We start from the raw sequence: 19578 nt of genomic DNA on the forward strand, positions 1-19578 counted from the left end.
GCGAGCACCCCCTCTCGCCCGCCGGCGGGGGGGGCGGGGGGGGGCGGCGCTGCACCCGACCCTCACTCTATTCTAGACAGCTCGCGGGGGCCCGTCCCACGGGCTGGGTCGCCCCCCCCCCCCCTCACGGTCTCCGCGGCTATCCCGTGACGGTCGTCACGCCCAGGTGATCAGCCGCTTCGGCTCCTCCAGGATCGCGGCCACGTCCGCCAGCACCTTGGAGCCCAGCTCGCCGTCGACCAGGCGGTGGTCGAAGCTGAGCGCCAGGGTGGTGACCTGACGCGGCTTGACCTTGCCCTTGTGGACCCACGGCTGGAGCTTGATGGCGCCGACCGCGAGGATCGCGGACTCACCGGGGTTGAGGATCGGTGTGCCGGTGTCGACGCCGAAGACGCCGACGTTGGTGATCGTCACGGTGCCGCCCTGCATGGCGGCGGGGGACGTCTTGCCCTCCCTCGCCGTCGACACCAGCTCGCCGAGGGCTTCCGCGAGCTGCGGGAGCGTCTTGGCGTGCGCGTCCTTGACGTTCGGGACGATCAGGCCGCGCGGGGTGGCGGCGGCGATGCCCAGGTTGACGTAGTGCTTGAGCACGATCTCCTGGTTCGCCTCGTCCCAGGACGCGTTGATGTCCGGGTTGCGCTTGATGGCGACCAGCAGGGCCTTGGCGATCAGCAGGAGCGGGTTGACGCGCAGGCCCTGGAACTCCTTGTCCTGCTTCAGCTCCTCGACCAGCCTCATCGTGCGCGTCACGTCCACCGTCACGAACTCCGTGACGTGCGGCGCGGTGAACGCCGAGCCGACCATGGCCTGGGCGGTCATCTTGCGGACGCCCTTGACCGGGATCCGGGTCTCGCGCGCCCCGTCGTACGCCACCACCGGAGCCGGAGGCGTCACGACCGCGGATGCGGCCGGCGCCGGAGCCGCGGGCGCGGCCGGTGCGGGCGCGACCGCCGCGTGCACGTCATCACGCGTGATGATGCCGTCCGGGCCCGAGGGGATCACCGTGGCCAGGTCGACGCCGAGGTCCTTGGCCAGCTTGCGCACCGGGGGCTTGGCCAGCGGGCGCTGCTGGGCGGCGACGCCCGGACCGTGGCCGTTCAGCTCGGTCCGGATCGCCTGGGCCGCCTCCGGGGCCGCGGCCTGGGTGCCCTTGCGGGGGCGGCGCTTGGTGGAGGAGGTGGCGACGCCGTACCCGACGAGGACCGGCTGGCGGCCCTCCGGCTTCGGCTCCTCCTCGGCCTGTTCCGCCGCGGGCTGCTCGGCGGGTGCTGCGGCAGGCGCCTCGGCGGGTGCCTCGGCGGCGGTGCCGCCGGCCACGTCGACCGTGATGATCGCCGTGCCCACGTCCACCGTGGTGCCCTCGGGGAAACGCAGCTCGCGGACCACGCCGTCGTAGGGGATGGGCAGTTCGACGGCCGCCTTCGCGGTCTCGACCTCGCACACCGCCTGACCGTCGGTCACCGTGTCGCCCGGCTGTACGTACCACTTGAGGATCTCGGCCTCGGTGAGTCCCTCACCCACGTCGGGCATCTTGAACTCGCGCACGGACGCTTCCGTCATCGTCGTCACGACCCTCTCCTCAGTACGCCAGGGCACGGTCGACGGCGTCGAGCACCCGGTCCAGGTCCGGAAGGTAGGACTCCTCCAGACGTGCCGGCGGATACGGCGCGTGGTAGCCGCCCACCCGGAGCACCGGGGCCTCCAGGTGGTAGAAGCAGCGCTCCGTGATCCGGGCGGCGATCTCCGCGCCCGACCCGAAGAACACCGGCGCCTCGTGGACCACGACCAGGCGGCGGGTCTTCTCCACCGAGGACTGGATCGTGTCGAAGTCGAGCGGGGAGACCGAGCGCAGGTCCACGACCTCCAGGGACTTGCCCTCCTCGGCGGCCGCGTCGGCCACCTCCTGGCAGAGCTTCACCATCGGGCCGTAGGCGGCGAGGGTCAGGTCGGTGCCCTCACGGACCACCCGCGCCTTGTGCAGCGGGCCCGGGATGGCCTCCGTGTTGACCTCGGCCTTGTCCCAGTAGCGCCGCTTGGGCTCGAAGTAGATCACCGGGTCGTCGCTCTGGATGGCCTGCTGCATCATCCAGTACGCGTCCGACGCGTTGGAGGGGCTGACGATCTTCAGACCGGCCACGTGCGCGAACAGCGCCTCCGGGGACTCGGAGTGGTGCTCGACCGCGCCGATGCCACCGCCGTAGGGAATGCGGATGACGACGGGCATCTTGACCTTGCCCAGGGAGCGGGCGTGCATCTTCGCGAGCTGCGTGACGATCTGGTCGTACGCGGGGAAGACGAAACCGTCGAACTGGATCTCCACCACCGGGCGGTAGCCGCGCAGGGCCAGACCGATCGCGGTGCCGACGATGCCGGACTCGGCCAGCGGGGTGTCGATGACCCGGCTCTCGCCGAAGTCCTTCTGCAGACCGTCCGTCACACGGAAGACACCGCCGAGCTTGCCGACGTCCTCACCCATGATGAGGACCTTCGGGTCGGACTCCAGGGCCTTGCGCAGGGACTCGTTGATCGCCTTGGCGAGCGCCATCTTCTCGGCCATTTCAGTTGCCCCCCTCTGCGTCCGCGAACGACGCCTGGTAGGCGGCGAACTGGGCTCGCTCCTCGTCGACGAGCGCATGCCCGTCCGCGTACACGTTCTCGAAGATGGCGAAGTCGTCCGGGTCCGGCATGGCACGGACCACCTCGCGCACTCGTTTGCCCAACGCCTCGCTCTCCGCTTCGAGTTCCGCGAAGAATCCCTCGTCCGCGTGGTTTCCGGACTCCAGGTACCGGCGAAGGCGCAGGATCGGGTCCTTCGCCTCCCAGGAGGCCCGCTCGTCGTCGTGACGGTAGCGGCTCGGGTCGTCGGAGGTGGTGTGGGCACCCATGCGGTACGTGTACGCCTCGATCAGCGTCGGGCCCTCACCGGTGCGCGCGCGCTCCAGCGCCCACTTGGTGGCCGCGAGGCAGGCCAGCACGTCGTTGCCGTCCACCCGGACACCGGGGAAGCCGAAGCCCTGGGCGCGCTGGTAGAGCGGCACACGGGTCTGCTTCTCGGTCGGCTCGGAGATCGCCCACTGGTTGTTCTGGCAGAAGAACACGACGGGGGCGTTGTAGACCGCGGCGAAGTTGAAGGCCTCGGACACGTCGCCCTGGCTGGAGGCGCCGTCGCCGAAGTAGGCGATGACCGCCGAGTCCGCGCCGTCCTTGGCCACGCCCATCGCGTAGCCCGTGGCGTGCAGCGCCTGCGAGCCGATGACGATCGTGTAGAGGTGGAAGTTGTTGCTGTTCGGGTCCCAGCCGCCATTGTTCACACCGCGGAACATGCCGAGCAGGTTGGTCGGGTCGACCCCGCGGCACCAGGCGACGCCGTGCTCGCGGTAGGTCGGGAAGACGTAGTCGTCCTCGCGGGTCGCCCGGCCGGAGCCGATCTGGGCGGCCTCCTGGCCGAGGAGCGAGGCCCACAGGCCCAGCTCGCCCTGGCGCTGCAGCGAGGTGGCCTCCGCGTCGAAACGGCGGGTGAGCACCATGTCGCGGTACAGACCGCGCAGCTCGTCCGGCGTGATGCCGGCGACGTACCCGTCGTACTCGGCGTTCTTCACCCGCTTGCCCTCGGGCGTCAGCAGCTGCACGAGCTCGGGTTCGACGCTCTTCTTGGCGGTGGTGCGGGTGGTGCGCTTGGTGCCGGTGGTGCCGGCCTTCCCTGCGGCGCTGCGTCGCGGCTTGCTCGCGGCACTGCTGTCCACGGTCACGTGTGCTCCTCCGTCGGTCCGGCCCCCGGGGTTGCCGGTGGGCCAGTGCGGCTCACCTGTTCCGAAACCCGTGCACGGGGTGGGTGCCGCTCGGCCGGGAACAGGCGTGACAGGTGCCCCGGCGAGCGCCCTGCAGTCTTCACGTTACCCAGTGCTCCACATTTCTGTGAAACCCCACCTGACCTGCGTTTTTGCTTGGATTTCCAAGTAAATCGGCGCGGACTGGAAGGTCGCTGGTCACAGCCTTGCAGGAGGCCGGAGCAACGGCACGTTATCCCGGCCACCCAGCTCACGGGAAGAGTCGCCGCCATCGATCGCGGACGGCATCGGGGAGGCGCGGAGAGCCCGGCGGGGGTCGCCCGCGCCGGCCGGCGGGCCCGGTCGCAGCCGTGGACCCCGACGACACATCGAGCACTTACTGTGAACGAATGCGACTGCCTGTGACAACCCCCAGCTCACCGGCCTCGTGGTTGCCCTAACATCTGGCGCGTGCCGCGCTCATGTGTACCACCCCGTGTACCTCATGCGCCCCCTCTGGGCGCCCTGCTCCGCCGTTACGCCGCCGGTTCCGCCCTCACCTGCGAGCCGGTCGAGCAGGGGCTGCTCAACCGTGGTTACCGCCTGTGCACCACCCGCGGCCGCTACTTCCTCAAGCACCACTTCGACCCCGACACCGCAGACCCGGCCGCGATCGAGCGCCGGCATCGCGCCACCCAGCGCCTGGCCGACCTCGGCGTCCCGGTCGCCCCGCCGCTCCCCGGCCGCGACGGACGCACCGTCGCCGTCGTCGGCGGCCACGCCTACGCCCTGCACCCCTGGATCGACGGCAGGCACCGCCACGGCGGCCAGCTCACCCAGGACCAGTGCGTGCGCCTCGGAGCGCTCCTGGGGGCCGTCCACGCCGCCCTGGAGCACGTGATGCCCCCCAAGGGACGCACCCGCCCCGCGACGAGCCCCCACCCCGTGCGGAGCGCCGACCCCGCCGACACCTTCGCCCTCATCGACGACCTGCTCGCCCACGTCCGGCGCCACCGCCCGTCCGACGCCTTCGACGAACTGGCCCGGCACCGCCTGCTCGAACGCCGCGCGCTCCTCGAACAGCACGCGGACCGGCGCCCTCCGCGCGGCGGCTCGGTGGGCTGGGTCCACGGGGACTTCCACCCCTTCAACCTGCTCTACAAGGGAGACGCGCCCGCCGCGATCGTCGACTGGGACCGGCTCGGCGTGCAACCGCGCGCCGAGGAGGCCGTACGCGCGGCCGCGATCTTCTTCGTGAGGCCCGACGGCACCCTCGATCTGCCGAAGGCGCGGGCGTACGCGTGCGCGTACCGGCGCGCCGCCGGGGCCACGCCCTCCGAGCTCGCGGCGGCCGTGCACCGCGTCTGGTGGGAGCGGCTCAACGACTTCTGGATGCTGCGCTGGCACTACGAGCGCGGCGACACCCGCGCGGACCCCCAGTTCCCGGCCGCCTCGGCGCTCGCGGTGTGGTGGACGCGCGAGTACGACGCCGTGTGCGACGCCTTCGTGAAATGACGAGGCTCACGCGAACGCCACGCGCGCGTGGAGCCCGGCCGGGTTCGCACGCGCGCGTGGGTGACGTCTCAGCGGGACGGCGTCGAGGACGGAGTCCTTCAACCGTTGCCCGGGCCGTCGGTGGTGCCGGGGTCCGTGCCGCCCGTCGGGTCCGTCGCCGGACCCGAGGACTGCGGCTGCGACGAGGTCCCCGGGTCCGTCGGCTCGTCGGACGTCTCGGGGTCCGTCGGCTCGTCGGTCGGGTCGCTGGTCGCGGTGTCGGACTGGGTGTACGACGGGGTGGGCGAGGGCGTGTAGCCGCCGCCGTCGTTCGTGTCCGACGAGTCGTCCGTGGCCGGGTCCGAGGGCTCGTCCGTCGCGTCGTCGGTCGGGCTCTGCGAGGCCTTCTCGCTTTTCTTGCTGTGCGAGCTCGTCGGGGTCGGCCTGTCGCCCGAACCACCTTTGCCGTTGCCGGTGTTGTTCAGCGCCAGAGCCACGCCCGCCGCGATGGCGATCACCGCGAGGACGGCGAGGATCCACAGCTTGCCGCGGCCGCTGCCCTTGTTGCCGTACCCCTCGAAGCCGCCGTCGTCCCCGTTGCCGTAACCGGCGGGCAGGATCGGCTGCGGGATCTGGGTGGTGCCGGCGCCGAACTCTCCGGGGTGCGGCATCGCGGTCGTGCCGCCGAAGCCGCCCGCGGGGGTGTGCCGGCCGTCGTGCATCGCGACGGGCCCGGTGTTCCAGGTGCCCGTGTGGCCACCCATGTCGTACAGCATCTGCAGGCCGTACTGGACCAGGCCGCGCATCTCCTCGGCCGTCTGGAAGCGGTCGTCCGGCTCCTTGGCGAGCGAGCGCATGACCAGGCCGTCGAGCTCGGGCGGCGAGCTGTCCGAGTTCTCGGACGGCGGGACGGGGATGTCCTGGACATGCTGGTAGACCACCGACAGCGGGGTCTCACCCGTGAACGGGGGCCGCAGGGCCAGGAGTTCGTACAGCAGACAGCCCACCGCGTACAGGTCGGAGCGGTGGTCGACGGCCTTGCCGAGCGCCTGCTCCGGGGAGAGGTACTGCGGGGTGCCCATGACCATGCCGGTCTGCGTCATCGTCGTGGACGCGCCGTGCAGGGCGCGGGCGATGCCGAAGTCCATCACCTTGACGGCACCGTTGGTGGTGATGATGACGTTGGCCGGCTTGATGTCGCGGTGCACGATGCCGTGCTGGTGCGAGTAGGCCAGCGCCTCGAGGACGCCGGAGACGATGATCAGGGCCTGTTCGGGGCCCGGCGCCTCGGCGTTGAGCAGCAGATCGCGAATGGTGCGGCCCTCGACCAGCTCCATCACGATGTACGGCACCGACTGGCCGCCCACGAAGTCCTCGCCGGAGTCGTAGACGGCGACGATCGCGTGGTGGTTGAGGCCGGCCACCGACTGGGCCTCGCGCGTGAAGCGGGCCTTGGAGGTCGGGTCCTCGGCGAGGTCGGCGCGCAGCAACTTGACCGCGACCGTGCGTCCGAGGCGCACGTCCTCGGCCGCGAACACCTCGGCCATGCCGCCCCGGCCGAGCCGGTGGGTCAGCCGGTACCGGCCGTCGCCGACGAGCCCTCCGTTGCCCCACATCTCCGGCGCGTCTGACATGCCTCCGCCGGACGCCTCGGGGTCGGACGGGCCCTGGGCGCGCTGCGTCTGTGCCATCAGTCCTCGCCGTCGTTTCTGCCCGCGGTGCGCGCGGTGTTGTTACGGTCTCCGTCGGCCACGCTACAGCCTCCGCGCAAGCCTCCGGTCCGAGATGGATACCGGGACCGACCTGAGACGGACCGGTCATGAAACCCGTAGCACGCGCTGTCGTGCAAATTCTGTGTGCCGTGCGTACGGCCGCTGTAACGCTTCCGCGACGCTTCTTTCGCGTACGGTCACGGAACGGGCACCGCGCTTGACGTGTCTGTGCCCTGGGGCAGACTTGGCCGGGAATGACACATTCGATCAACGACGGCCGGTCGACGACGGCGCCTGACGGTCTAGTGGGGGACGGGGAAAGATGAGCCAGGACGGCGCACAGGGCCGGTACGCGGGGCGGGCGCTCGCCGGTGGCCGCTACCAGCTGCGCGACTTGCTCGGCGAAGGCGGCATGGCCTCGGTGCACCTGGCGTACGACTCGGTGCTGGACCGCCAGGTCGCGATCAAGACGCTCCACACCGAGCTGGGCCGAGAACAGGCCTTCCGCGAGCGGTTCCGCCGCGAGGCCCAGGCAGTGGCCAAGCTCACGCACACCAACATCGTGTCCGTCTTCGACACCGGTGAGGACGACCTCGACGGCGCGACGATGCCGTACATCGTCATGGAGTACATCGAGGGCCGCCCGCTCGGCTCGGTACTCGACGAGTACGTGCGTCAGCAGGGCGCGATGCCCGTCGACCAGGCGCTGAAGATCACCGCCGATGTGCTGGCCGCACTGGAGATCAGCCACGAGATGGGGCTGGTCCACCGCGACATCAAGCCCGGCAACGTGATGATGACCAAGCGCGGCGTCGTCAAGGTGATGGACTTCGGCATCGCCCGCGCCATGCAGTCCGGTGTCACCTCCATGACACAGACCGGCATGGTCGTCGGCACCCCTCAGTACCTCTCGCCCGAGCAAGCCCTGGGCCGGGGCGTGGACGCCCGCTCCGACCTGTACTCGGTCGGCATCATGCTGTTCCAGCTGGTCACCGGGCGGCTGCCGTTCGAGGCGGACTCCCCGCTGGCCATCGCCTACGCGCATGTGCAGGAGGAGCCGGTGGCTCCTTCCTCGATCAACCGTTCGCTGCCCCCGGCCGTCGACGCACTGGTCGCCCGCGCGCTGAAGAAGAACCCGAACGAGCGCTTCCCGTCCGCCGAGTCCATGCGCGACGAGTGCCTGCGCGTCGCCGCGTCCGTCCAGGCGGCCCCGCCGAGCATCGTGCCGGGCACCCCGTCGCAGAGCGGCGCGGGCGTCGGCTCCGCGGTGTTCCCGCCGGTCGGTCAGGCCACCCCGGCACCCACCGGGCCCGTACAGACCCCGTACCAGCCGACCCCGGCCCCCAGCCCGTACGGCACCGCGGCGCCCGCTCCGTCCTACGGCTACCCGCAGCACGGCGGCTACCAGACGCCTTCGGTCGGATACGGGCAGCAGACACCGTCCACTCCGCCGCCGTACAACATCACGCCCCAGACCGCGGTCCCGTCCTCGGGCGGGGGCGGCGGCAAGGGCAACAAGCCGGTGATCATCGGCTCGATCGTGGTGTCCCTGGTCGCGGTCGCCGGCCTGATCGTCGCGCTGAGCCTGAACAACGGCGACGACGGCACCAAGGGCGGCGGGAGCAGCGCGAGCAGCTCGGCCTCCGGACACACGGAGGGCTACCGCGGTCCGGACACGTCGAAGACGATCGAGACCACCGAGTGCACGGAGCCGTCGGAGTCGTACGACGACCCCAAGAAGATCCAGCTCCCCGACTTCCGCTTCAAGTACATCAAGTCGGTCAAGGCCTGCGCGCAAGCCGCCGGCTGGACCGTGAAGATCGTGCAGGTCGACGAGAACACCTACGGCGAGGGCGCGGTCATCAACCAGCTCCCCGCCGCCGGCTCGGACGTCGCCCCGAAGGACGTGGAGATCCAGCTCAACGTCTCGTCCGGCAACCCGCCGACCGGCTGACCCCGGACGCGCGCATGAAGAAGACGCACGCATGAAGAAGCAGGCATGAAGAAGCAGGCATGAAGAAGGGGCCCGGCAGCCGGTGCCGGGCCCTTGGTACGGACAGGAAGTCGCGGATACGGGCAGACGTACGCGGGGGTTCTACAGGTACGGCCCGCCCGACCGGCCGCCCATGTGCCCGTCGTCGCCTTCGTGGCCCATGCCCGGCGGAAGGGCGCGGCGCATCTGCTCCAGCTGGGCCCTCGCGGCCATCTGCTGGGCGAACAGCGTCGTCTGGATCCCGTGGAACAGCCCCTCGAGCCAGCCGACCAGCTGGGCCTGCGCGATGCGCAGTTCGGCGTCGCTCGGCGTCACCCCGTCCGTGAACGGCAGGGAGATCCGCTCCAGCTCCTCGACGAGCTCAGGGGCCAGACCGTCCTCCAGCTCCTTCACCGAGCTGCGGTGGATCTCCTTGAGCCGGGCCCGGCTCGCCTCGTCCAGAGGAGCGGCACGCACCTCCTCAAGGAGCTGCTTGATCATGCTGCCGATGCGCATGACCTTCGCGGGCTGCTCCACCTGATCCGTCACCGGCGTCTCGCGGGAGTCCTCGTCTCCTGCGCCACCGAGAGCCGTCCCGTCCTGGCCCAGGACCAGGATCTGGGGATTCTCCGGTGACCTTTCGTTCCTCGGCATCTCCATGCCGCCATTCTCTCGCACGCCTACACCTCATCACCGTGGTGCCCCCTGTGGGGGCTGATCCACCGTTTAGACCCGTCGGCCCAATCCGGAATGCCGGGATGATCCATGGATGTGAGGCTTATTTCCGTCGGTTTTCCGTCGGTCTTGGCGACTGTGCTCCGGGAGGTCACCGCCGTGACTCCATGGCTGAGTCTCACGCTCCGCGCTGCGGGACTGCCGTTCGTCCTGGGTGCGGCAACCGTGCCGTGCGGCGCCGTGCCCGCGTACGGCGCGGAGGCCGCGCCCCCGGGCCCCCTCGCCCCCTCCTCTTCCCTCTCCTTCGCCTCCGGCTCCGCCTCGCCCTCCGCCTCGGTCTCGCTCTCCGTGTCGGCCTCGGCCTCGGCCGGTCCGTCCCGGGCCGGGAGCCGGCCCGGTGAGGGGCGGCTGCGGCCGGGACGGCCGGAGGAACCCGCGGCACAGGTGGAGGGCGCCGACCCCGAATCGGAGGAGGCGGATCCCGACGAGGGCGGAGCCGAGAGCGCCCAGCAGACCCCCTCCGAGGCGCCCTCCGAGTCGCCCCAGGAGGCGGCGGTCGGACCCTCCGCGCCACCGCTGCACCCCGCCAGGCAGGCCGTCTCCCGCGCCGCAGCCCCCGATGCCGAGCCCGTCCTGCAGATCCTGCCGCTGGGCAGCGGACTGGTCCTGATCGGGCTCGGGCTGGGGCTGGCGTTCCTCGCACTGCGGGTGCGCAGGGGCTGAGAGCGCGCTACGGCGCGATCAGCAGCACCTTGCCGACGTGACCGCTGGCCTCCACCACCCGGTGGGCCTCGGCCGCCTCCGCCATCGGCAGCTCACGGTCGACGACCGGACGGACGTGACCGGCGGCGACCAGAGGCCAGACGTGCTCGCGGACGGCCGCGACGATGGCCGCCTTCTCGGCAAGCGGGCGGGCGCGGAGCGAGGTCGCGCTGACGGCGGCCCGCTTGTTGAGGAGCGCGCCGATGTTCAGCTCGCCCTTGGCACCGCCCTGGAGGCCGATGATCGCGAGCCGGCCGTTCACGGCGAGGGTCTGGACGTTGCGGTCCAGGTACTTCGCGCCCATGTTGTCGAGGATGACGTCGGCGCCCGCGCCGTCCGTCGCCTTCTTGACCTCGGCGACGAAGTCCTGGTCCTTGTAATTGATCAGGACGTCGGCGCCCAGCTCGGCACAGCGGTCGAGCTTCTCCCGGGTACCGGCCGTGACCGCGATCTTCGCGCCGACCGCCTTGGCGAGCTGGATCGCCATCGTGCCGATACCGCTGGAGCCGCCGTGCACGAGCAGTGTCTCGCCGGGGCGGAGGTGGGAGACCATGAAGACGTTCGACCAGACCGTGCAGACCACCTCGGGCAGCGCGGCGGCCTGCTTGAGGTCGACGCCCTCGGGAACCGGCAGCAGCTGTCCGGCGGGGACGGCGACCTTCTCGGCATAGCCGCCGCCGGCGAGCAGCGCGCACACCTCGTCGCCGACGGCCCAGCCGGCGACACCGGAGCCGAGCGCGACGATCCGGCCGGAGCACTCCAGTCCGGGGTACGGGGAGGCGCCGGGCGGCGGGTTGTAGAAGCCCTGCCGCTGCAGGATGTCGGCCCGGTTGACCGCGCTGGCCACCACCTCGACCAGCACCTCGCCCTCGCCGGGCACCGGATCGGGGACCTCGTCCCACACCAGCGCCTCGGGCCCACCAGGTTCGGGAATCGTGATCGCATGCATGACCGCGACGCTACCTCCCGCCACGGCGGGCTCCCGGGAAGGCCCGCTCAGTCCCGCGGCAACGGCCGCAGGTCCGGCGTGACCCGCGCCCCCGGCGTCGCCCGGACGATCGTGATCAGCCGGTCCGTCAGCTGCAGGGCGCCGATGGACGGATCGTCGTAACCGAGCACGCGGTGCCCGCGTACGACGCTCACCACCAGGTCGTCCGTCTCGCGCGGGCCTTTGCCCGCCTCGGCCCTGACCACCGGTCGTTCCACGATGTCGAGACCGCTGCCCTGCTGGATGAGGTCCTCCATGACCATGCCCGCGGCGGGGCTGAGCACGGACAGGCCGAGCAACCGGCCCGCCGCGCTGGCACTGGTGATGACGGCGTCGGCGCCGGACTGCTTGAGCAGCGGCGCGTTCTCCTCCTCGCGCACCGCGGCCACGATCTTGGCACCGCGGTTGAGCTGCCGGGCGGTGAGCGTGACGAGCACGGCCGTGTCGTCCCGCTGCGGCGCGACGATGATCTGCCGGGCCCTGTGCACCTCGGCCCGCTTCAGCACCTCGCTGCGCGTAGCGTCGCCCGTGACCCCCGCGTAGCCCTCGGCCGCGGCCGCGTCGATCACCTTGGAGCTGGGGTCGATGACGACGACCTGCTCCTTCTGCAGCCCCGTCGCGCACACGGTCTGGATCGCCGACCGCCCCTTCGTGCCGAAGCCGATGACGACGGTGTGGTCGCGCAAGGTGGACCTCCAGCGGGTCAGACGCCATTCCTCACGGGTGCGCTCGGTGAGGACCTCCAGCGTGGTACCGACCAGGATGATCAGGAACAGCACGCGCAGGGGCGTGATGACGAAGATGTTGGTGAGCCGGGCACTGTCGCTGACCGGGGTGATGTCGCCGTACCCGGTGGTGGAGAGGGTGACGGTCGCGTAGTAGAACGCGTCGAGCAGATCGACGGAGCCGTCGGAGTTGTCGTTGTAGCCCTCGTGATCCGCGTAGACGATCAGCGCGGTCGCGACCAGCACCAGCAGGGCCATCAAGAGCCGTTTGACGACCTGGCGGACCGGGCGCTCCACCGCCTTCCTCGGCAGTTTCACCCGGTGGGTGACCAGGTGCTCGTCCGCCTGTCGGGCTATGGCGTCATGGCCCGGAAGTTTCACGTGAAACACACCCCGATCCCGGCGGTCGCCCAGGGCAGGTCGAGGAGTTCCGTCTCCTGACCCTGGCGGGCGCCGCCCGGCGGCACGACCGCGAGCGCGTCGGCGGCGGCGATGCCGCGCAGCATCGCCGGGCCGTTGTAGTGCAGCGGCGCGGCACCGTCGTCACGCAGCACCACGGGGATCAGCCGGGTGTCGTAAGGGTGCCCGTGCACCGCCTCCAGCAGTGGCAGCGCGTACGGTTCGGGCGCCGGATGCGCGGCGAGGGTCCGCAGCAGCGGTTCGGCGAGCGTGAGCAGGCCGGAGACGGCAGCGAGCGGGTTTCCGGGCAGCCCGACGAGGTGCTGGTTCTCCTTGGTCCGGGCCAGCAGCATGGGGTGACCGGGGCGCACCTTGACCCCGTCGACGAGGAGTTCGGCTCCGATGCGGCGCAGGGTGGGGTGGATGTGGTCGACGGGACCGGCCGCGGTGCCGCCGGTGGTGATGACGAGGTCGGCGTCGGACGAGGTGACGGCCTTGTGCAGGGTCTTGGCGTCGTCGCCGAGCCGGCGCACCCCGGTGACCTCGGCGCCGAGCGCCCGCAGCCAGGACGGCAGCATCGGGCCGAGCGCGTCCCGGATGAGTCCCTCGCGCGGGAGCCCCTCGGTCAGCAGTTCGTCGCCCAATACGAGGACCTCGGCGCGGGGGCGGGGGACGGTGGTGACGCTGTCGTATCCGGCGGCCGCGGCCAGCCCCAGCACGGCGGGGGTGACGAGGGTGCCGACCGGCAGCAACTGGTCGCCCGTTCGGCACTCCTGGCCGCGGGGGCGGATGTCCTGGCCGTGGCCCACCTCCCGGGTGGGGTGCAGACGGCCCTTGTCGTCCGTACGGCCGTGCTCACTGCGCAGGACGGCCGTGGTGTCGGGCGGGATGCGGGCGCCGGTCGCGATCCGTACCGCTTCCCCGTCCGTCAGCGGCTCGGGCTGCGCGTGACCTGCCAGGACTCCCTCGGCGCGGACGGCCCAGGGGCCGGGTCCGGCGACCGCCCAGCCGTCCATCGCGGACGTGTCGAAGGAGGGCAGGTCGGTGAGCGCGTCGAGAGGAGTGGCGAGGACCAGGCCGAGGGCGTCGCCGAGCGGCACGGAGACGCGGGCACGGCGGGCGCCCGAGCGGGCGGCCCGGGCGGCGATCTCACGGGCCCGGGGCCACGAGGTGGCCTTGTGGTGACGGTCGTCGGAGGCGCGCCACGCATCGGAGGGGGGCGTGGGCACCTGTGCGCCGGGGGTGGGGTCGCGCTCTGCCTGGGGCTCCCTCACGAGGGCGAGTGCCTCCTCGACGTCGAGGTCGTCGGCGTCCGCTTCGGCGTGCCCGCCGGCCCTGCTGCCGCGGGCGGTCATCCGGCGTCCGGGCCCGGGGCGGGCTGCGGGGAGGCGTTCTCTTCCTCCCAGCGCAGTGCCAGTGCCGCCGCCTTGCGGGCGGCCTCCGCCACCGCTTCGGGGCCGCCCTTGCCCTGCGCGGCCGCGTAGCCGACGAGGAAGGTGGTCAGTGGGGCGGCGGGGCGGGCCACGCCGTGGGCGGCGTCACGTGCGAGGTCGAGCAGGACGCCGGTGTCGACGTCCAGGTCGATGCCCAGCTCGTCCTTGACTGCGGAGATCCATTCATCCAACACGTGCCCATGCTCCCTGATGCGTGTCCTGGCGGTGGCGATGTCGTCCCAGGTGTCGCAGTCGAAGGACGCGAGCGGGTCCGGGACGCGGGTGAGGTCGAGCGCGCCGGTGAGCCGGCGCAGGGGCATCCCAAAGAGGCCACGGTCCGGGGCGGAGCCGCCCGTCGACGTGGCCTCGGTGAGCGCCGCCAGCCCGCGGCACAGGGCGGCCGTGCGGTAGGCGGCCACGAGGGGCTGGTCGCGGCCGTCGGCATCGGTGAGCAGCGCGCCCTCGGTGCCGGTGGTGCGCAGGGCCGTCAGCAGCCGGCGCACGGTGGCCTCTTCGAGGAACGGCAGGTCGGCGGAGAGCACCACGGTGTACTGCGCGGGTTCTGCCGGGGCGGGTTCCGCCGCTGTCCGGCGGAGCCCGGCGTGGAGCGCGGCGACCGGTCCGCCGCCGGGCGGCTCCTCGCGGGCCCAGCGCACGGGCCGCGCGGTCGGCCGGGGATCGGCCACGACGACGGTCACGCGCGCTCGCGCGCAGGCCGCGAGCACCCGGTCGAGCAACGGGCGCCCGCCGACCCGCACCTGGGGTTTGTCGACCCCGCCGAGCCGGCGCGCGGCACCGCCGGCCAGCACGACGACGTCGTACTCCGTGTCGTCGTGCTCCGCCTCGTCGTACTCCGTGTCGGCGTACGACGCGTCGGGGCCGGGGACGGCGGGCTCGTGGGCGGTCACCCTCCGAGTATGCGTGCCGTCCTGATCACAGGGAACCGGTCACAGCGTGCGCAGCAGCACCGCCGGCTGTTCCACGCAGTCCGCCACGTACCGCAGGAAGCCGCCCGCCGTGCCGCCGTCGCACACCCGGTGGTCGAAGGTGAGCGAGAGCTGGACGACCTGGCGCACCGCGAGCTCGCCCTCGTGCACCCACGGCTTGGGGACGATGCGGCCGACGCCGAGCATGGCCGCCTCGGGGTGGTTGATGATCGGCGTGGAGCCGTCGACGCCGAACACCCCGTAGTTGTTCAGCGTGAAGGTCCCGCCCGTGAGTTCGCCGGGCGTCAGTGTCCCGGCGCGCGCGGCCTCGGTCAGCCGCGCGAACTCCGCGGTCAGTCCCTCCGCGTCCCGCGCGTGCGCGTCCCGTACGACGGGCACGACGAGCCCGCGCTCGGTCTGCGCGGCGAACCCGATGTGCACCTGGTCCAGCCGGACGATCTCGCGGGCCTCCATGTCCACCGTGGAGTTGAGCTCGGGGAAGCGGGCGAGAGCCGCGGTGCAGATCCGGGCGAGGAGCGCGAGCAGGGAGATCTTCGGCCCCCCGGCCGCGTTCATCGCCGCACGCGCGCGCATGAGTTCCGTGGCGTCGGCGTCCACCCAGCAGGTGGCGTCCGGGATCTCGCGGCGGCTGCGGGAGAGCTTGTCGGCGACCGCGCCGCGGATGCCCTTGAGGGGGACGCGGGTGCCCGCGGGGCCGGGCGCCGAGGAGGTCACGGCGGCCTTGGACGGGCCCGCCGCCGGGGCCGGGGCGGGTGCCGCCGCGGGACCGGCGTGCGCGGTCCCGGCCTTGAGCGCGCCCTCGACGTCCGCACGCAGGATCAGCCCTTCGGGACCGGAGCCCACGAGCTGCCGCAGGTCCAGGCCGTTCTCGCGGGCGAGCCGGCGCACGAGCGGGGAGATCACGGGGACGGGACCGTCGGCGTGCGGCGTGCCCGCGCGCCCGGCGGACGCACCGCCCGCCGTGGTGGTTCCGGACGTCGCGCCCGCCGCGGCGGGTGCCGCGGCCACGGGTGCCGCGGTCGTGGCCGTCCCGGTGACGCCGTTCGCGCCGCCGCGCGTGGCGGGCGCGACCGGTGCCGTACGCACCCTGCGTCGCCGCGCCGGCGCTTCCGACGTGCCGTAGCCGACCAGCACGTTGCCCGAACCCTCGCTCTCACCGCCGGAGGTGTCGGGTCCCACCGCCACCGTCAGCAGTGGCGCTCCCACGGGAAGTTCCGTGCCCTCCTCACCGAAGCGGGCGGTGACGACACCGCCGTAGGGGCAGGGGACCTCGACCATCGCCTTGGCCGTCTCGACCTCGACGACCGGCTGGTCGATGGCGACGACGTCGCCGACCTGCACCAGCCAGCGGACGATTTCCGCCTCGGTGAGCCCCTCCCCGAGGTCGGGAAGCCTGAACTCCAGTACCTGTGCCATCAGCCCTCGGCCTCCCACTGCAGACGCGCGACGGCGTCCAGGATCCGGTCGACGCCGGGCAGGTGGTGCCGCTCCAGCATCGGCGGCGGGTAGGGGATGTCGAATCCGGCCACGCGCAGCACCGGGGCCTCCAGGTGGTGGAAGCAGCGCTCCGTGACCCGGGCCGCGATCTCCCCGCCGGGACCGCCGAATCCGCCCGACTCGTGCACGACGACCGCGCGTCCGGTGCGCCGCACCGACGCGCAGACCGTCTCGTCGTCGAAGGGCACCAGGGAGCGCAGGTCGACGACCTCGAGGTCCCAGCCCTCCGCCTGTGCCGCCTCGGCGGCTTCGAGGCACACGGACACGGACGGCCCGTACGTGAGGAGCGTGGCGCTCCGGCCGGTGCGCCGCACCACCGCGCGGCCGATCGGCTCGACGTCCGTCGGGTGCTCCGGGTTCCAGGAGTCCTTCGACCAGTACAGGCGCTTGGGCTCCAGGAAGACGACCGGGTCGTCGGAGGCGATGGCGGCACGCAGCAGCCCGTACGCGTCGGCGACGGTGGCGGGCGTGACGACGTGGAGCCCCGGGGTCGCCATGTAGTACGCCTCGGAGGAGTCGCTGTGGTGCTCGACGCCGCCGATGCCGCCGCCGTAGGGGACCCGGATGGTGATCGGCAGAGGCATCTTGCCGCGCGTGCGGTTGCGCATGCGGGCGACGTGGCTGACGAGCTGCTCGAAGGCGGGGTAGGCGAACGCGTCGAACTGCATCTCCACGACCGGGCGCAGCCCGTACATCGCCATGCCGACGGCCGTGCCGAGGATGCCCGCCTCGGCGAGCGGGGTGTCCGTGCAGCGGTCCTCGCCGAACTCCTTGGCGAGTCCGTCGGTGACCCGGAAGACGCCGCCGAGCGTGCCGACGTCCTCGCCCATGACGTGCACGGCGGGGTCGGCGGCCATCGCGTCGCGCATCGCACGCGTGAGGGCCTGCGCCATGGTGGCGGGCTTGACTGCGACGGTGGTCATCAGTGACCGCCTTCCTGCTCGGCCTCGAGCTCGGCCTGCAGAAGGGCGCGCTGCTCCAGCAGTTGCGGGGTGGGCTCGGCGTACACGTGGTCGAACAGGTCCATGGGGTTGAGCTCCGGGTCCCGGTTCATGCGCTCGCGCAGGTCGGCGGCCATCGCCTCGGCGTCCTCGCGTGCGGCGCGCACGCCGTCCTCGTCGAGCAGTCCGCGGGCGGTCAGCTCCCGCTCGAGCAGCTGGATCGGGTCGTGCTCGCGCCAGGCCTCGACCTCGGCGTCCCCGCGGTAGCGGGTGGCGTCGTCGGCGTTGGTGTGGGCGTCGATGCGGTACGTCACCGCCTCGACGAGGGTCGGGCCGCCTCCCGCGCGCGCCTGCCGTACGGCGTCGCTGAGCACCTCGTGGACGGCGGCGGCGTCGTTGCCGTCGACCAGCCGGCCCGGCATGCCGTACCCGACGGCCTTGTGGGCCAGCGAGGGGGCGGCGGTCTGCTTGGCGAGCGGGACGGAGATGGCGAAGCCGTTGTTCTGGACCAGGAAGACGACCGGTGCCTGCCAGACGGCGGCGAAGTTCAGTGCTTCGTGGAAGTCGCCCTCGCTGGTGCCGCCGTCGCCGACCAGCGCGAGCGCGACCACGTCGTCGCCCTTGAGGCGGGCGGCGTGGGCGAGGCCGACGGCGTGCGGGAGCTGGGTGGCGAGGGGCGTGGACAGGGGGGCCACGCGGTGCTCGTACGGGTCGTAGCCGGTGTGCCAGTCGCCGCGCAGGAGGGTGAGGGCCTCGACGGGGTCGACTCCACGGGCGACCGCGGCGAGTGTGTCCCGGTAGCTGGGGAAGAGCCAGTCGCGCTCCTCCAGGGCCAGCGCCGCGGCGACCTCGCAGGCCTCCTGGCCGGTGCTGGAGGGGTAGACGGCGAGGCGGCCCTGCTTGGTGAGGGCGGTGGCCTGCACGTTGTACCGACGGCCGCGCACCAGCTGGCTGTACAGCCGGCGCAGCAGCTCCGGGTCGGCCTTCGTGGCCGCCTCCGTACCGAGGACGCGGTAGGGCTCGGTGTCGGGCAGCAGCGGCGCGGGGTCCATACGGGGCTGCCAGGCGGGCGGCGGCGAAGGCCGGTAGGCCCCTCGCTGCTCCATGACCGTCATGACGGCACCTCCTCGTGGGAGTGGCTACGGGAGGCGCGTCGCCTGTGACTCGCCTCACCTACCGATTGTTCGGTCGTCGGCACATTTTGGCTACAGGCGCCGTCAGGCTGTGGACAAACGGTTCTCCGCAACCTGGAATGAACGCAGTACGTCCATGACGGGAAGGCGGGGGGACATGGCACCTGAACAAATGGCCGAGGGCCCGGAAGCCGGCATCGTCCTGCCGCCCCCGCGCCCGCTGGACGCCATTGATCAGGACATCCTGCAGATACTGCAGGCGGACGGCCGTGCCTCGATACGCTCCGTCGCCGAACGCGTGCATGTCTCGCGCGCCAATGCCTACGCGCGCATCAACCGCCTCGTCGAGGACGGCGTCATCCGCGGTTTCGGAGCCCGCGTCGACCATGAACGCGCGGGTCAGGGCACGTCCGCGTACATCACGCTGAAGATCGTGCAGAACACCTGGCGCACGGTGCGCGAGCAGCTCAGACAGTTGCCCGGCGCTTCCCACATCGCGCTGGTGGGCGGTGATTTCGACGTCCTGCTCCTGGTGCACACGCCGGACAACAGGGCGCTGCGCGAGCTGGTGCTCACCCGGCTCCAGGCGATCCCGGAGGTGCTCAGCACACGGACCCTGCTGGTGTTCGAGGAGGAGGACCTGGAGCCGGAGGGCTGATGCACCGGCGGGCCGGCCCGCCGAAGGACCGGCCCACCGCACGGGGCCCGCCGGAGGGCCGGCCGGCCGACCGGCTCATCCGTCCCGGCGCAGGCCTCCGAAGGCCAGTCGCACCACGGCGTCCGCCACCTCCCGCTCGCTGGCCCCCCGTCCGTCCGGGCGGTACCACTCGACGACAGAATTGATCATCCCGAAGACCAGCCGGGTGGCGAGACGCACCTCCACGTCCGCGCGCACGTCCCCCTCGGCGGCCGCCGCCTGCAGCAGACCGGCCACCTGGTGGTCGAAGTCGCGGCGGCGCTCCAGGGCCCGCCGCTCGGTGTCGGTGTTGCCGCGCACACGCAGCAGCAGCGTCACGTAGGGCAGTTCGGCTATGAGGACCTGGGCTGTGGGGGCCGCGCGGGACAATATCACTGGCCTCTGTGGGCCGCACCCCCCCCGCGCGACCGCCCCCGTGCACGAGAGACAACCCCCG

General features: G+C 72.1%; 16 protein-coding genes and 1 pseudogene. 4 read left to right on the plus strand and 13 right to left on the minus strand.

Features of this window, described 5'->3' with window-relative positions; genetic code table 11:
- Window positions 1-156: 156 nt before the first annotated feature.
- From ACFW2E_RS03365 to pdhA (ACFW2E_RS03375), 3 genes are read right to left on the minus strand one after another with little or no spacing between them, the layout of a single operon-like run.
- Window positions 157-1569, minus strand: a complete 1413-nt coding sequence (locus ACFW2E_RS03365) for a dihydrolipoamide acetyltransferase family protein (RefSeq protein WP_384460623.1) — start codon at window positions 1567-1569, stop codon at window positions 157-159.
- Window positions 1570-1579: 10 nt separating this feature from the next.
- Window positions 1580-2557: an alpha-ketoacid dehydrogenase subunit beta gene (locus ACFW2E_RS03370; RefSeq protein WP_384460626.1), complete on the minus strand. Its 978-nt coding sequence runs from the start codon at window positions 2555-2557 to the stop codon at window positions 1580-1582.
- 1 nt (window position 2558) lies between these two features.
- Window positions 2559-3749: a pyruvate dehydrogenase (acetyl-transferring) E1 component subunit alpha gene (gene pdhA, locus ACFW2E_RS03375; RefSeq protein WP_384460629.1), complete on the minus strand. Its 1191-nt coding sequence runs from the start codon at window positions 3747-3749 to the stop codon at window positions 2559-2561.
- A gap of 489 nt (window positions 3750-4238) precedes the next feature.
- On the opposite strand from pdhA (ACFW2E_RS03375), the gene ACFW2E_RS03380 reads away from it, so the two are divergent.
- Window positions 4239-5282, plus strand: a complete 1044-nt coding sequence (locus ACFW2E_RS03380) for a phosphotransferase (protein WP_384460632.1) — start codon at window positions 4239-4241, stop codon at window positions 5280-5282.
- A gap of 98 nt (window positions 5283-5380) precedes the next feature.
- On the opposite strand, the gene ACFW2E_RS03385 is transcribed toward ACFW2E_RS03380, so the two are convergent.
- Window positions 5381-6952, minus strand: coding sequence for a protein kinase (locus tag ACFW2E_RS03385; protein ID WP_384460636.1), 1572 nt, complete (start codon window positions 6950-6952; stop codon window positions 5381-5383).
- A gap of 343 nt (window positions 6953-7295) precedes the next feature.
- On the opposite strand from ACFW2E_RS03385, the gene ACFW2E_RS03390 reads away from it, so the two are divergent.
- Complete coding sequence (locus ACFW2E_RS03390; protein ID WP_384460639.1) at window positions 7296-8927, plus strand: protein kinase; 1632 nt, start codon at window positions 7296-7298, stop codon at window positions 8925-8927.
- Between the two features lie 141 nt (window positions 8928-9068).
- Here the strand turns inward: ACFW2E_RS03390 and ACFW2E_RS03395 are convergent, their stop codons facing one another.
- Window positions 9069-9605: a bacterial proteasome activator family protein gene (locus ACFW2E_RS03395; RefSeq protein ID WP_384460669.1), complete on the minus strand. Its 537-nt coding sequence runs from the start codon at window positions 9603-9605 to the stop codon at window positions 9069-9071.
- 174 nt (window positions 9606-9779) lie between these two features.
- Here ACFW2E_RS03395 and ACFW2E_RS03400 point away from each other — a divergent pair, with 174 nt between their 5' ends.
- Window positions 9780-10343 carry a hypothetical protein gene (locus ACFW2E_RS03400; protein ID WP_384460642.1) on the plus strand — a complete coding sequence of 188 codons (564 nt, stop codon included), beginning with the start codon at window positions 9780-9782 and terminating at the stop codon, window positions 10341-10343.
- A gap of 7 nt (window positions 10344-10350) precedes the next feature.
- Here ACFW2E_RS03400 and ACFW2E_RS03405 read toward each other — a convergent pair whose 3' ends face one another.
- Genes ACFW2E_RS03405 through pdhA (ACFW2E_RS03435) form a run of 7 tightly spaced genes read right to left on the minus strand, consistent with a single transcriptional unit; the run spans window position 10351 to window position 18427 of the window.
- A complete protein-coding gene (locus ACFW2E_RS03405) occupies window positions 10351-11331 on the minus strand; it encodes an NAD(P)H-quinone oxidoreductase (RefSeq protein WP_384460645.1) in 981 nt (326 codons plus the stop codon).
- A gap of 47 nt (window positions 11332-11378) precedes the next feature.
- Window positions 11379-12476 carry a potassium channel family protein gene (locus ACFW2E_RS03410; protein WP_384460648.1) on the minus strand — a complete coding sequence of 366 codons (1098 nt, stop codon included), beginning with the start codon at window positions 12474-12476 and terminating at the stop codon, window positions 11379-11381.
- Window positions 12473-13849 carry a molybdopterin molybdotransferase MoeA gene (locus tag ACFW2E_RS03415; RefSeq protein ID WP_384460651.1) on the minus strand — a complete coding sequence of 459 codons (1377 nt, stop codon included), beginning with the start codon at window positions 13847-13849 and terminating at the stop codon, window positions 12473-12475. The genes ACFW2E_RS03410 and ACFW2E_RS03415 overlap by 4 nt, the downstream gene beginning before the upstream one ends.
- Window positions 13846-14835, minus strand: coding sequence for an NTP transferase domain-containing protein (locus tag ACFW2E_RS03420; RefSeq protein ID WP_384460654.1), 990 nt, complete (start codon window positions 14833-14835; stop codon window positions 13846-13848). Before ACFW2E_RS03420 ends, ACFW2E_RS03415 begins: the two co-directional genes overlap by 4 nt.
- A gap of 39 nt (window positions 14836-14874) precedes the next feature.
- A complete protein-coding gene (locus ACFW2E_RS03425) occupies window positions 14875-16290 on the minus strand; it encodes a dihydrolipoamide acetyltransferase family protein (RefSeq protein ID WP_384460655.1) in 1416 nt (471 codons plus the stop codon).
- Complete coding sequence (locus ACFW2E_RS03430; protein ID WP_384460658.1) at window positions 16290-17294, minus strand: alpha-ketoacid dehydrogenase subunit beta; 1005 nt, start codon at window positions 17292-17294, stop codon at window positions 16290-16292. Before ACFW2E_RS03430 ends, ACFW2E_RS03425 begins: the two co-directional genes overlap by 1 nt.
- A complete protein-coding gene (pdhA, locus tag ACFW2E_RS03435; RefSeq protein WP_384460660.1) occupies window positions 17294-18427 on the minus strand; it encodes a pyruvate dehydrogenase (acetyl-transferring) E1 component subunit alpha in 1134 nt (377 codons plus the stop codon). The genes ACFW2E_RS03430 and pdhA (ACFW2E_RS03435) overlap by 1 nt, the downstream gene beginning before the upstream one ends.
- Before the next feature lie 175 nt (window positions 18428-18602).
- Here pdhA (ACFW2E_RS03435) and ACFW2E_RS03440 point away from each other — a divergent pair, with 175 nt between their 5' ends.
- Window positions 18603-19103 carry an Lrp/AsnC family transcriptional regulator gene (locus ACFW2E_RS03440; protein WP_384460663.1) on the plus strand — a complete coding sequence of 167 codons (501 nt, stop codon included), beginning with the start codon at window positions 18603-18605 and terminating at the stop codon, window positions 19101-19103.
- 75 nt (window positions 19104-19178) lie between these two features.
- On the opposite strand, the pseudogene ACFW2E_RS03445 reads toward ACFW2E_RS03440, so the two are convergent.
- Window positions 19179-19578: pseudogene (locus ACFW2E_RS03445) on the minus strand (hypothetical protein); the annotation flags it as partial.

The sequence above is a fragment of the Streptomyces sp. NPDC058964 genome (assembly GCF_042741275.1).
Taxonomy (GTDB): Bacteria; Actinomycetota; Actinomycetes; order Streptomycetales; family Streptomycetaceae; genus Streptomyces.

Excerpts from the sequence above, each read along its gene's own strand:
- ACFW2E_RS03425 (WP_384460655.1), bottom strand. The coding sequence starts at position 16,290 with ATGGCACAGGTACTGGAGTTCAGGCTTCCCGACCTCGGGGAGGGGCTC.
- ACFW2E_RS03390 (WP_384460639.1), top strand. The coding sequence starts at position 7,296 with ATGAGCCAGGACGGCGCACAGGGCCGGTACGCGGGGCGGGCGCTCGCC.
- pdhA (WP_384460660.1), bottom strand. The coding sequence starts at position 18,427 with ATGACGGTCATGGAGCAGCGAGGGGCCTACCGGCCTTCGCCGCCGCCC.
- ACFW2E_RS03395 (WP_384460669.1), bottom strand. The coding sequence starts at position 9,605 with ATGGAGATGCCGAGGAACGAAAGGTCACCGGAGAATCCCCAGATCCTG.
- ACFW2E_RS03415 (WP_384460651.1), bottom strand. The coding sequence starts at position 13,849 with ATGACCGCCCGCGGCAGCAGGGCCGGCGGGCACGCCGAAGCGGACGCC.
- ACFW2E_RS03405 (WP_384460645.1), bottom strand. The coding sequence starts at position 11,331 with ATGCATGCGATCACGATTCCCGAACCTGGTGGGCCCGAGGCGCTGGTG.
- ACFW2E_RS03430 (WP_384460658.1), bottom strand. The coding sequence starts at position 17,294 with ATGACCACCGTCGCAGTCAAGCCCGCCACCATGGCGCAGGCCCTCACG.
- ACFW2E_RS03385 (WP_384460636.1), bottom strand. The coding sequence starts at position 6,952 with ATGGCACAGACGCAGCGCGCCCAGGGCCCGTCCGACCCCGAGGCGTCC.
- ACFW2E_RS03440 (WP_384460663.1), top strand. The coding sequence starts at position 18,603 with ATGGCACCTGAACAAATGGCCGAGGGCCCGGAAGCCGGCATCGTCCTG.
- ACFW2E_RS03370 (WP_384460626.1), bottom strand. The coding sequence starts at position 2,557 with ATGGCCGAGAAGATGGCGCTCGCCAAGGCGATCAACGAGTCCCTGCGC.